The sequence below is a fragment of the Streptomyces sp. NPDC096176 genome, assembly GCF_044763255.1.
In the GTDB taxonomy this organism is placed as follows: Bacteria; Actinomycetota; Actinomycetes; order Streptomycetales; family Streptomycetaceae; genus Streptomyces.
This window is the reverse complement of sequence record NZ_JBIWFV010000002.1, coordinates 544,443-556,950: the sequence shown is the minus strand read 5'-3', so window position 1 is coordinate 556,950 and position 12,508 is coordinate 544,443. Positions and strand designations below refer to the sequence as shown.

Sequence of the window (12,508 nt, the reverse complement as noted above, 5' to 3'; positions counted from 1 at the left end):
CCGGTGTGCTGCATTATGAGATAGGGGAGTAATCGTGAGCTTTAAGAAGCGAACTGTAATGCAGCTGGCCGACATGATTTGCGGCAACACTCCTGACGGCAGGTCTCACGAGGAGAACTACTTCAAGTACCGAAGCAGCATGTACCTGACGGAGTTCTTTGCAGATATTGAGACAGATTTTCAGCACGATGGATCAACGCGCAAGATCTGGGTAGCGGAGACCCTGGAGAAGATCCTCGCAGAACCGCATTCGAGCGCTCACACTGTGCCGGAGACATTCGCGCGCGTCATCATGCGACTGATGGATCCGGACGACGCGAATAATGAGGGAGACACACGGAGCAATGCCCTCGCAGATCTGAACCGCACGCTCGCCCGAGAAGGGATGGAAGCTTTCTATGCGGACGATAAGCAGTGCTACTTGCGAAACTCTAGTACGAACACAATTCTGATGCCCTCACCTAATCCTCACCGCCCTTTCTCCACGGCGGAGATGGAGAGGCGTGAGAAGTTGGCCGCCTATCTCGACTCAGCTTCCGAAGACGAACTGATCGAGGAAGTGCTTCTCCCCTTGTTTCGGCAGCTCGGATACCACCGCATCACTGCCGCAGGGCACAGGGACAAGGCCCTGGAATACGGCAAAGACGTATGGATGCGATACACCCTCCCGTCGCAACACGTGATCTATTTCGGCCTTCAGGCAAAAAAGGGGAAACTCGACGCGTCCGGAGTATCCAAGGCAACCAATGTCAATATGGCCGAGATTTACAACCAGGCCCTAATGATGCTTGGGCATGAGATTTTCGATCCAGAAATCGGGAAGCGAGTTCTGGTCGATCACGCGTTCATCGTAGCGGGCGGGGACATCACAAAGGCGGCTCGGAACTGGCTGGGCAACAAGTTGGATGCTTCGAAGCGCAGCCAGATTCTATTTATGGATCGGGAAGACATCCTCAACTTGTTCGTCGTGACGAATCTTCCACTGCCGAATGCCGCGTGGCCGAGGGTGACGCCGTATCCCCAAGAGCCACCGTTCTAGTTCTCAGCCAGGTTCCCTAGGGCCGGCATCAGTTCGCGGCGCGATCTGGTCGAAGGAAGGCACCCCCAAGAACACTTGTGTCGACCTGCGAGCCTGCCGTGCATCAAGCTGGGAGATCTTCTCTTCGGCAGCGGCAAGACTGACTGAAAGTCCCTCCGCCTCACCGAGCCATCCCTCTCGTTCTGCCTCCGCAATACGATCCGTTAGGTTCTGACGAATCTCGCTGAGTCGAGGGCGCTCATCGGGGCCGACAATGAGTACGGGACAGCGTACGCATGCGTGCTCGTGAGCGCAATCAGTCCCATAAGCCCGCCCGCAATCTCCAAGCGCGAGCTTCCTTCTTTCGAAGTGCCCAAGGAATTCCTCCCACTCCTCTGAAGTAACGGCCCTGTATTCTTCCGGCGGCCTCAGGGCTCGCCGGCGAGCAATGAAAGACCGATGTGCTTCAATTGCAGCTCCGGGATAGATCGCGTTATAGCCCATCGTAGTGCTGATGTTTTCATGCCCGGCGATGACCTGAGCGATATGCGGAGGGAGTCCGTTCAAAATCGCGTCGGTGATGAAGATTCGCCTAAAGTCATGCGGCTGATACCGCAGTGGTTCGCCATCTTTCCCTTTTAGCCCGCTGGCTTCGATCACCTTGTCCAACCCACGAACGATGGTGTTCTTTGAGATCGCACGGCTTTCGCCGCTGACGCTCCACTGATAGAGCAAGGGCATGGGCGGGTTCCAGATATTCTCGTGCGGGTCGTAGCGACGGACGAGGGGAACGATGCCGTCTGATCCCCGCACTCTCGAGACCACAGCGCTCAGCACGTCTGCAAGCTCTGGACTGATCAGCAGGAGTCTTTCCTGGTCTGTCTTGGATGGTGCGATCTGCAGGAGGGGAACGATCTCGCCGGTCGTAGGCATTGTGTAGCGGATGATGCTGTGATGGCTCAGCTCCTGAAGTTCCTCGATCCGGATTCCCGTGTGTCGAAGAATCTCGATTGCTGCCCAGGCCCAGAAGGACTGCTTCTCTTCGGGCCGGAAACGCTGCCTCTTGCCGCCGATCTCGTATGCCGTGTCTGTTTGGCCCTGGAGACGCGATGAGGCGCCGGCCTTGACATAGGTCTTGCCAAGTACAGTGAACGCTGAGCCGAGCGGTGCGGCCAGAACTGCATTTAGCCGTTCACGGGCCTCATTTAGACGTCGCTCCGCCGTACTCACAAGCACCGGAAGGTAGGGAAGCCTTTCACGAGTCCGCTGATCCGCTCTAGACTTTTGCTGTCTCTCAAGTTTCTGAACATTTGTATCCGTGGTCGAAATCGGGCAAGGGACAGCCCAGTTCCCCCATCTTCCTGGTTCATCAAGCGCCCATTGGGCGAGATCCAAATAGAAAGCCCGGATGATCTGAAGGATCGCGGGCGCACTGATCCGGGGTTCTGTGACCTCGATGTGCGTCCCATCTGGGCGACGTTGACGGACGATTTTTGTCGCCATGCGTGCCTTGAACTGCGTGCGGACATCAGTAGGCAGGTCAATGGATGAAATTCCTGGATGATGATGTTCGAGATCAGCCCAGAAGTTCTTTCCAAGCACAGTCGACAGACGCTCAAGGCTGTTGTAATCGAGACCTGGTTGCCGCTCGGTCAAATAGTCAATGATGAGATCTCGTACCGGCTGACACTGTAGACGGTATCGATCGACCAGTTGGGCCGGGGTCGCCTGCAGACCGCGGCTCTGCAGGTGAAAGAGGGTTCCTGGTGCGTCGGGCGGGAACTGCCCCAAATTGCGCAGCCATCCATAGGCGAGTTGAATCGGCCGGCTGCGGTGCCTCGAACTACTAACCCGGAGGGCAAGAAGGTCTCCCACACGAATGTCCTGGAGGCATCCTCCGTAGGCGACCATGAGCTGCGTGAGCACGGTCAGAGCGCGCGTGCCGTCATGAGATGTATAGATCTCTGCAGGGACGCTGGACCTCAGTTGCGCGAACCCCTCAGCGTCACGAGTGGCTTCGACGGAGACTCGCAGGAAGCGTGAAGTCCTGGAGGACAGCCACGAGAGATCCGGTCGGATGACGTCCGCGCAAACCAGAGCTAGGAGTCCAGCCGTCAATGCCGAATGGGTTGGTTGACCGCCAACACCTTGGCCCCACACACGAATGTGGGTGGTCCAATTCTTAGGGTCTCCCGCAGCTGGAGAGGCTTGCCAACGCTGCTGCCAATTGACACCAGGAAGCGTCGCCAGCCATTTCATGATCCACCGAGCACCCTGCATTCTGGCCTGTTGAGCGCTCTTGTTATCCATCCGGAAAGGAGGATTGCTAAGGATACCGAGTATCTGCTCGTACGATGCCTCGGTCTCGGGCCAGGCGCTGGCGGCAGTCCGCGGCGGGAACTTCACCAGCAAGGCGGGAGTTTGGACTCCTGCCAAAGAGAGAGTGACAGGCCCAGACTTCACCTGCTCTGCCGTCGTCGTCATGAGATCGGCCTTCCAAACAGGTTGTTCAGTGACTCTGGGTTGTAGGCAGGAGCCAGAGGAGCTGGTCGCGGCGTTTCACGCTTCCGCTGTTGCCTCTCGTGATACGCCAAGCCGGCGGCGATCACCTCGTCGCGAGACGGGTTGTTGTAGATGTCCAGGGTCGACAGGTGCCTATGCCCGAGGATGTGCTGCACGTAGACGGGTGGCATGTTCGGATCGTCGAGCATCAGGAACGTCGCGGTGTGCCGCAGATCGTGCAGGGTCCAGTTCGAGCCCAGGAGCTCGTTGGCGCGATTGAACATCATGCGGGCGGCGTCGTACTCCAGCGGTCGCCAGGGCCGACGCAGAGTCCACCAAAGCGGCTGTTTGCGGCCGCGCGGGACCCCCTTCTTCCAAGCTTCCTCTTGGTAGAGCCGCAGCCAGACGAACGCATCTGTGTTGGCAGGGAGTTCCTGGTATTCACGCGTGCCCTTTCGAATCACGCCGATAGTCTGCTGTCCCACATTCGCATCACCCTGCTTGGAGGTTAGAAGTTCCTCGGCGCGGGCCCCGTTGGAGACCCAGAACGCCAGCAATGCCCGGTCTCGATCCGAGCGCAGGCCAGCGAAGACCTCGGCGTATCTGTCGTCGGGAATGCGCCGCGGGATCCGTTTGGGAATCTTGGGCCGGTAAAGACCAGTCCGCTGCTTCTCGTGGGGCCTCTCAGGGTTGTGATGGGCTTTGGCTCGTGCTGATCTCCGGTTACGGACCAGGGGGAAAGGGTTTACCAGCAGCGACCCGGTGTGGTTCTCCAGGTGCCAGTCGTAAAAGGTCCGCAGCACGGTCTCGCAGTGGGCCCGGGTGGTAGGGGCATACTTTTTGCCGACTGTCAGCTTCCCGGTCACAGGGTTCGGCGTTCCGGGCATCGGCTTGCCTTCTCGGGACGGCTGGGGCAGCTCGGCAGCTTCCTTGCCTCGATGACGCCAGTGGATTCGTACTGGCTTGTCCGCGAGCTTCATCCACAGCATGAAGTCCCGGGCGTCCTCACGTGTTGCGCGGTCCCACTCGATGCCGAATGCCCACAGACCTGTTAACTGCACCATGTCTTGATCGTGAACCAGGCGGATGGCCTGGTCGTTCCAGGAGTGTGGTGTGGTGGAGGACGTGAGACGTGCCCTGATGGAGGGGAAGTGCTCGGTTCCCGAGGTCGGCGCTGTGGTCGCGGGGGCGACGCCCGATCTTCCGTTCGTTGTAGTGGATGCTGACGGTTGCGAGGTCGAACCGGTCAGTGCCTACCTACGGGATCTGATGCTGGGGGACGTGAGCCCGCTGACCTGTCGGAGTTACGGGTTCGGACTGTTGCGGTGGTACCGGCTAATCGGCTCCCTGCAGATCTCCTGGGACAAGGCCACGGAGGCCGAGGTCGCGGCGCTGGTTGGCTGGCTGCGGGAAGCGCGCAACCCGCAGCGGCTCCGTAAGCGGGACGGCGCGTCCGCGCCTGCGGGGTCGGTGAATCTGAAGACCGGCAAGCCATCGCTCCGGGAGGGGTACGCGCCGAGCACGATCAACCACAACCTCAGCGTGGTCAGCGGGTTCTATGCGTTTCATGCGAGGTTCGGCGCTGGTCCGGTGGTCAATCCGGTGCCGACCTCGCGCGGGCGTCGGCAGGCCCTGGCACACCGGTCTCCGCTGGAGCCGACGCCGGTGTTCCGGCGGGGCCGGCTGCGGCAGAAGGTGCCGGTGCAGGCCCCTCGATCCATCCCTGACCACCTGTGGGATGAGCTGTTCGCCGGGATGGGCTGCGACCGAGACCGGGCACTCCTGGAGTTCTACGTCTCCTCTGGGGCCAGGGCGAGCGAGTTGCTGGGCGTCGGGCTGGACGATATTGACTGGTCGGGCCAGCTGATATATGTGGTCAGCAAGGGCACCCGGATCCGACAGCCCGTGCCCGCCTCCCCGAACGCCTTCCGCTACCTGGGCAGCTATCTGGCCGCTGACGGGTTGCCGGACCCGGGCCAACCGGTGTGGCGCACCCGCCGCGGGGATCCTCGGCCGTTGACGTATTGGGCGATGCGCCGAATTCTCCAGCGGGCCAACGACAAGCTCGGCACGAACTGGACCTTGCACGACGCTCGCCATACGGCGGCGGTCAGAATGGCGGGAGACGAGCGGCTCACCCTCGCCGAGGTACAGACGATCTTGCGGCACGCCCACCTCGACACCACCGGTCGCTACCTGGCAGCCCGCGTGGAGGACCTGCACGACAAGCTCCAGGAGCACTACACCAAGCCCCGTCCCCAGCGCACCTTCGCCGCCGGGTACGACCCGGAGGACATCAAGGCGGTGTTCGGTGGCTGAACCCGGCACCCTGACGCAGCCGACGAGCAAGAAGGGCGTCAGCCGCTTCGTCAGCGTGAACGCCGCCCCCGCTCCTGCCCCCGCAGTCCCGCCGCGTCCCCAAGGCGATCTGACCCGCGCCTCCATCGAGGAGATCGCGCAGGCGGTGCGCACGACCTGGCCGACGAAGTCGGCCGACAACCGATGGAACCGAAGCCGCGGCGCCCGGGACCTCCTGCACCACCTGAGCCAGTTCCCGGGCGAGACCTGGCAGGAGCGGTGGGAGGCCAGCGGGTTCAACCAGGGCGGCAACCCCGTGTCTGTCCTGCGATCGGCTCCCAGAGAGAGAAGCCAGATCGGCACCGGAGCTGCCTGCCTGCTGTGCCTGCGGATCATCCAGCCCTCACTGGAGGCATTCCGGTCGAACACCTTCCTCTACTACGGGCAGCGCTTCCTCGCCGCCCAGAACGACCCGCTGCTGGAGAAGTTCTGGGCCGAGACCCAGGCCACGCCGGTGAACCCGATCCACCACGGGACCGCGCTGTTCGACATCGCTGTCGCCCTCACCACGCAGGGCATCGCCCTGGCCGACCTGACCCCCGAAGCCTTCCTGCACTACGCGTGGGAGTGCCGCCGTCAAGGACTCGTCCTGGGGGCACGCGGAGCCGGCAGCCGGTTCCCCGGACACCTGGCCTGGCAAGTACTCCACACGATGGACCACTTCCCCTCCCATGGGCCGGCGACGCTGACGGCCGCCCTGCTCAACGGGCGGTCGACGGTCGAAGAACTGGTCGACCGCTACAAGATCCGCAATACCGGGGTCCGACACCTGCTCGTCGCCTACCTGGAACGACGCAAGCCCGAACTGGACTACTCGACGCTGGACAACCTGTCCCGCCACCTGGCCAACAACTTCTGGGCGACCATCGAACAACTCGCCCCCGACCAGCCCGACCTGCGCATCGACGGCGAGCTCTACCAGCAGTGGCGGGACCGGGTCACGATTCGCGTGGACGGCAAAGGGCGGCGCGACTTCGACCCCATCCTGCGGGCAGTCCGCGCCTTCTACGCCGATCTGCAGGCGTGGGCAGCAGCGGAGCCCGAGCAGTGGGCGATCTGGGTAGCACCCTGTCCGGTCTCCGACGCCGAGGTCCGCGGTTACGGAATCCGCAAACGACGCGTCAAGGAACGCATGGACGACCGCACCCGGCAACGTCAACCGCTGTTGAATACCCTCCTGGAACACCTGGAGAACCGGTACGGCCACCTCCGAGACCTACTCGCGCAGGCCACGGACATGGCCGGCGGGCAGACCATCACGCTGGAGGGTCACACCTACCAGCGCCTGTGGAGCCGGGTGGATGAACGCCGCGTCCGACTCGGAGGGCTGGCGAACGTCCGCGTCCTCGATCTGGAGAGCGGCAAGAACATCAACGTCACGCATGCCGAGGACGCCGCCTTCTGGGAGTGGGCGATCGTTGAGGTCCTGCGGCACTCAGGCGTGCGCATAGAGGAGGCCCTGGAACTCACCCATCTCAGCATCCGGCAGTACCAACGGCCCAATGGCGAAGTCATCGCCTTGCTGGTGGTCGCTCCGTCGAAAAGCGACCGGGAACGCGTCATCCCCATGTCCGCCGAGTTGTTCGCCGTCATCGCGGCCATCGTCCGCCGCCACACCACCAGCAGCCAGACCATCCCGCTGCTGCCCCGCTACGACCCGAAGGAACGTCAGAGCAGCGCGCCCATGCCGTTCTTGTTCCAACGCAAGATCGGCACCAAGCACGAGGTCATGTCGGACACCACCGTGGTGAACATGCTGAAGCGCCACTGCGTCGAGCTCGCCGAACAGCACCCCGGCTTCCTTGCCACCAGCTTCACCCCGCACGATTTTCGCCGACTCCTGGCCACGGAACTGGTCAACAGCGGGCTCCCGATCCACATCGGAGCAGCCCTACTCGGACATTTGAATCTTCAAACAACTCGTGGTTACGTCGCCGTGTTCAACGAGGACGTCGTCCGGCACTACCAGGGCTTTCTCGACCGGCGCCGCCAGGCCAGGCCAACCGACGAGTACCGGCCGGTCACCGAACCCGAATGGCTCGGCTTCGAGGAGCACTTCGACCAGCGCAAAGTTGAGCTGGGAGGATGCGCCCGCCCCTACGCGACACCTTGCCAGCATGAGCACGCCTGTCTGAGATGCCCTATGATCAACATCAATCCGAAGATGCTGCCCCGCCTCGACGAGATCGAGGACGACCTTCTGACCCGCCGGGCCCGGGCCGAAGCAGAGGGGTGGCTCGGTGAGATCGAAGGGCTCGACCTAACCCTGTCCTTCCTGCGCCAGAAGCGAGACCAGACCCGTCGGCTCGCCAGGGTCGCGCCGGTCGACCTCGGCATACCCGGCATCGCGCCGCGATCAGCGGCCAGGCGAGAATGAGGGGATGTTTTGCCTGCAGGCGGTCATCGCCACCGAATCCGTGCTCCGCGAGTTGGCCGGCTCCACGACAGAGGCGTGCATCGTTCCTCTCGGCCAGCACCCCTGGCTCCTGCCGATGACCGACGCGCTGCCCACCACACGTCAAGCAATCGGGTGAGGGACTTCGACCGTGCGGAATTTCCCCGACCGCGCAGCGGCGGCTGCGACACAATCGCCGGATGATCGGTAACAAGACCACTCATCGCACTGCGGACGGCGTTCGCATACCCGGCACCTGGCGCCACGCCTTCATCCGCAACGGCGGCACGCACTTCCTCACCGACCTGTTCATCTACGCCGACGGGCTCATCGACTGCTGGGAACTGGTAACCCTCGAGGAGTTCCAGGACAAGCTCCGCAGCGGCTGGGTTGCCACCACCCTGCCGGACGGCGCTAAGGCATCCGCGTTCGAACTGGCCAGCTGGACCTTCAGCGAGCCCCACAGCTACCTCACCCCCGACCTGCTGGTCGCCGAGATTCGGGACACCATCGACCAGCTCAACGGGCGCCCGGATTCGACGGGCCGATGCCTCGCCGCCGTCGACACCTTCCTCGCCGACCGGACCGAGGAGAACCGGGCCGCAGCCCGCAACGCCTTCCTGGCCATCCCGATCTCGCAGCGCCGCTACGCACTGGGCGACATGGACAGCAAAGACTGGCCGCTGCGGGTGCTGGTGGCGGGACCCGGCGGCGAAACGTACATCCCGGCCGATGGGCCGATCATGCAGGAGGACTACGACAGGGCCGTCGCCTACTTCGAGGAACGGGCGCGATGGGCCGCTGAACGGGCCGCACGCGTCCCGGCAGACGGACCAGTGACCTCCTTCGCCCCGGCGATCAAGCTGTACCACACGTATCCGAGCAAACCGGTCGATGCCCCGGGATTCCGGGGCTTGCGCAACGACTACCCGGCCCCGATCGTCGTCGGCGAGGTCAGCTACCCATCTGCCGCCCACGCCTACTGGGCGCTGTCAGTCGCTGACCCCGAGGTTCGAACCGCGATCGCCACGGCAGAGACCCATGCCGCCGCACGCAAGTCCGCGACCGCGGCGCCACAGCGTGAGGGCTGGCAGCACGCCCGCACCGCGGTGATGACGGCCCTACTGCGCGCGAAGTACGACCAGCACCCCGACCTGGCCGAGATCCTGCTGACCACGGACGACGCCACCGTGATCTACGACGACGCCGACTCGGACTTCTGGGGGGACAACGCCGGCCGCGGCCGCAACTGGGCAGGCCGCCTCCTAGAACTCGTCCGCTCGGAGCTGCAGGCGCAGCGGGCCGGTATCGCAGGGCTGTAAAGGGCCGCCCGCTGCTCGAATTCGAGCAGCGGCTGCTCGATACCGAGCGACCACATCGTCGCTGACCTTTGGCTGATGAAGCGCTCGGTAATCGAGCGTTTCATCAACCACCAGCTCCCACTTGACTTGGTGCAGAGAAGATAGCGCCACCATCGCAGCAGGTCCATGCCGTACGAGCGCGGCGTGAGGGGTGAACAATCGCCGGCCATCAAGTCCCTGAAGTACTCCGAGACGGGCTCGACCGGCCTCCCATGCGGATCCAGCAGCCGGCATGGCTCCCAGAGATCCTCAACTTCCAGTAGTCGGCCGATCTCGGGCAGGGCAAAGCTCTTCAAGTCCCGTCCGGGACGTGGTTCACCGGGCATGTCGGGAAGCTAGCAGAACATCAACTGACCTGCGAAAACACGGGAGTTAGTTCGGTCAACGCACCGCAGCCGCCCTCATGACCGGTGTTGAGCGCCGCCAGAAGCTCCGTCACCTCGGCTCCTCGCACCTCTCCGACGACGAGCCGGTCCGGACGCATCCGCAATGCCTGCCGGACCAGGTCCTGCAGCGTCACCAGGCCGGCGCCCTCCTGGTTCGCCGTGCGCGACTCGAGTCGCACCACGTGGGGGTGGTCGGGCCGCAGTTCGGCCGAGTCCTCGGCCAGCACGATGCGCTCCCGCTCTCCCACCATGCCCAGCAGGCTGCTCAGCAGAGTCGTCTTCCCCGAGCCGGTGCCGCCACTGATCAGGAACGACAGCCGCGCCTCGATCAACGCGCGCAACAACCTGTCCCCGCCGGGTGGCACCGTCCTCTCGGCCACCAACTCCCCTACGGAGAAGGCCCTGGGGCGCACAACGCGCAGCGACAAACAGGTTGAGCCGACTGCCACGGGAGGAATCACGGCATGCATCCGTGTGCCGTCCGGCAGGCGGGCATCCACCCACGGGCGGGCATCGTCCAGCCTCCGCTCGGCGACCGCGGCAAGCCGCTGAGCCAGCCTGCGCACCGACGCCGCATCGGCGAACGTCACCTTCGTGAGTTCCAGTCCCCTGCCCCGATCCACCCATACGCGGTCGGGTGCGGAGACCAGCACATCCGTGACGGACGGGTCCGCCAGCAGCGGCTCCAGCGGGCCGGTGCCCACCAGCTCGCACCGCAACCTCTCCGTGCCGCCGAGCACTTCGGCGTCCCCGAGCAGCCTTCCCTGCGCCCGCAGCGCCGCCGCCACCCGAGCCGGTGTGGGCTCCGCCCCGCTCTCGGCAAGCCGCTGCCGTACGGCCTCCAGCAGTCCCGCGCTCATGCGACGCCCTCCCCGGCGAGGGCCCGCTCCCAGAACGCAGCGCAGAACTTGGCGAGGGGGCCGCGGCCACTCGCGCCCGGCGGTTCTCCTCCACTCTGCGCTAACGGCAGGCCGGGCTCGACGGGGAGCTCCCCGGCGAGCGGCAGTCCCAGCGCGTCGGCCACCCACTGCTCGTCCAGCCCGGGCGCATACGGCCCGCGCACCACCGCCCGCAGATCCGGCAGGACCATGCCCACTGCCGAGGCGACCCTGTTGGCCGCGGCGACTGCCCGCAGTTCGCCCGGCACGACCAACAGCCCGAGGTCCAACTGGGCCAGCGCCTCCGCCACGCCTTCGTCGACGCGACGCGGCAGGTCGACGACCACGATCCCGCCCCGCCTGCGAGCCGCCGCGAGGACCGACCGCATGGCTTCCGGAGGGATCACCACGGAATCCCCGCGGTCCCAGCTGAGCACCCGCAGGGCATGCAGCGCCGGCAGCGACTCCTCCAGCGCGCCGCCTGCGACACGCCCCTTCGACGCGGCGAAATCCGGCCAGCGCCGGCCCTCGACATGCTCTCCCCCGAGAAGCACGTCGAGCCCTCCGCCCAGCGGATCGCCGTCGACGAGCATGGTGCGCTGCCCCCCACGCGCCGCAGTCACAGCCAGCGCCGTCGCCAGCGTCGAGGCGCCTGCGCCGCCACGGCCGCCGATCACTCCGACCGTCAGCGCCTGCCGCCCGACGCCCTCGGCCACGTCCGCGATGCGGTCGACGAGCCAGCTCTCGGCGTCGGGCAGCCGCAGCACGCAATCGGCGCCGATCTCCACCGCACGCCGCCAGACTTCCGGGTCGTCCTGGTCCCGGCCCACGAGCAGCACCCCACGTCGGCGTGCGGCGCCTCTGCACCGCCCGGCAGCGTCGTCACCGACCAGGACGAGCGGCGGGTCCTCCCAGCCTCCCTTCCGCTCCGGCAGCGAATGGTGGACGTCGGGCTCGGCGCCGGCCGCTGCACACAGGCGCAGCAGATCGTCGAGCAGGTCCATGTCCTCCGTGACGATCAGGGGTCCGCCCCGCCGCTCCTCCGCGGCGTGCGGTCGGTCCGATGTGATGGATCCGGCCACGATCTCCACCTCTTCTGTCTGCGATCTCGCATCGCCTCGAGATCCGTGATTCCTGCGGCCCGCGACTTACGCGGCTGGAATCACGGTGCAGCCCAGTGAAAAATCATGTGGATCTTGCTGAAAAACTGTGGACAACTAGCCACTTGTGAATATCCCCGTAGCTCATACCGGTGAGTACTGGGACGCCTCCTGGACGCATCTCGGCGGGCCACTCGACCCTGCCGCCGAGCGCGCGGAGGGGCTGGCGGAGAGCAGCACGATCATTACTCAGAGTGACATATCTGGGAGTGGGTCGTCCGGTGGCACCGAGGCGGGCGCGAGGGGCGCGGAAGCGGCTGCGAGTGCGCGAAACCGGGGAAATGCGCCCGGACATGCGACGACCCCCGCCGGGGGGGAGAGCGGGGGTCGTCTCTCCGGCCGACTCGGGGGGGGAGGAGCCGGACCGGGTTAGCACGGTCGCGAACGATCCGTGACTTCCATGGTGTACCCGAGAGCCTTCTCAGGCAAACCCACACGCCCGAGCGTACG

General features: G+C 64.7%; 8 protein-coding genes and 1 pseudogene. 5 read left to right on the top strand and 4 right to left on the bottom strand.

The annotated features are described in order from the left end of the window. The first annotated feature begins 34 nt into the window (after positions 1–34). The gene (locus tag ACIQ7Q_RS07760) at positions 35–1,039 is read left to right on the top strand and encodes a hypothetical protein (RefSeq protein WP_403857620.1); all 1,005 of its coding nucleotides are present in this window, start codon (positions 35–37) and stop codon (positions 1,037–1,039) included. 3 nt (positions 1,040–1,042) lie between these two features. Here the strand turns inward: ACIQ7Q_RS07760 and ACIQ7Q_RS07755 are convergent, their stop codons facing one another. Both ACIQ7Q_RS07755 and ACIQ7Q_RS07750 read right to left on the bottom strand, forming a co-directional pair. Continuing rightward, entirely contained in the window at positions 1,043–3,502 is a 2,460-nt protein-coding gene (locus ACIQ7Q_RS07755; protein WP_403857618.1) for a tyrosine-type recombinase/integrase, read from the bottom strand. Next, positions 3,499–4,584: a tyrosine-type recombinase/integrase gene (locus tag ACIQ7Q_RS07750; RefSeq protein WP_403857615.1), complete on the bottom strand. Its 1,086-nt coding sequence runs from the start codon at positions 4,582–4,584 to the stop codon at positions 3,499–3,501. Before ACIQ7Q_RS07750 ends, ACIQ7Q_RS07755 begins: the two co-directional genes overlap by 4 nt. Before the next feature lie 49 nt (positions 4,585–4,633). Between ACIQ7Q_RS07750 and ACIQ7Q_RS07745 the strand changes: the two genes are divergently transcribed. The 4 genes from ACIQ7Q_RS07745 to ACIQ7Q_RS07730 all read left to right on the top strand — a co-directional run bounded on the left by ACIQ7Q_RS07745 (position 4,634) and on the right by ACIQ7Q_RS07730 (position 9,595). Then, a complete protein-coding gene (locus tag ACIQ7Q_RS07745) occupies positions 4,634–5,839 on the top strand; it encodes a tyrosine-type recombinase/integrase (RefSeq protein ID WP_403857612.1) in 1,206 nt (401 codons plus the stop codon). Further along, positions 5,832–8,255, top strand: a complete 2,424-nt coding sequence (locus ACIQ7Q_RS07740; RefSeq protein ID WP_403857609.1) for a tyrosine-type recombinase/integrase — start codon at positions 5,832–5,834, stop codon at positions 8,253–8,255. The genes ACIQ7Q_RS07745 and ACIQ7Q_RS07740 overlap by 8 nt, the downstream gene beginning before the upstream one ends. 4 nt (positions 8,256–8,259) lie before the next feature. Further along, the gene (locus ACIQ7Q_RS07735) at positions 8,260–8,412 is read left to right on the top strand and encodes a hypothetical protein (protein WP_403857606.1); all 153 of its coding nucleotides are present in this window, start codon (positions 8,260–8,262) and stop codon (positions 8,410–8,412) included. 61 nt (positions 8,413–8,473) lie between these two features. Continuing rightward, positions 8,474–9,595, top strand: a complete 1,122-nt coding sequence (locus ACIQ7Q_RS07730) for an NADAR family protein (RefSeq protein ID WP_403857602.1) — start codon at positions 8,474–8,476, stop codon at positions 9,593–9,595. Between the two features lie 421 nt (positions 9,596–10,016). On the opposite strand, the pseudogene ACIQ7Q_RS07725 reads toward ACIQ7Q_RS07730, so the two are convergent. Then, a pseudogene (locus ACIQ7Q_RS07725) lies at positions 10,017–10,880 on the bottom strand (TadA family conjugal transfer-associated ATPase); the annotation flags it as partial. Further along, positions 10,877–11,980, bottom strand: coding sequence for a septum site-determining protein Ssd (ssd, locus tag ACIQ7Q_RS07720; protein WP_403857599.1), 1,104 nt, complete (start codon positions 11,978–11,980; stop codon positions 10,877–10,879). The pseudogene ACIQ7Q_RS07725 and the gene ssd, both read right to left, overlap by 4 nt. Between the last annotated feature and the right edge of the window lie 528 nt (positions 11,981–12,508).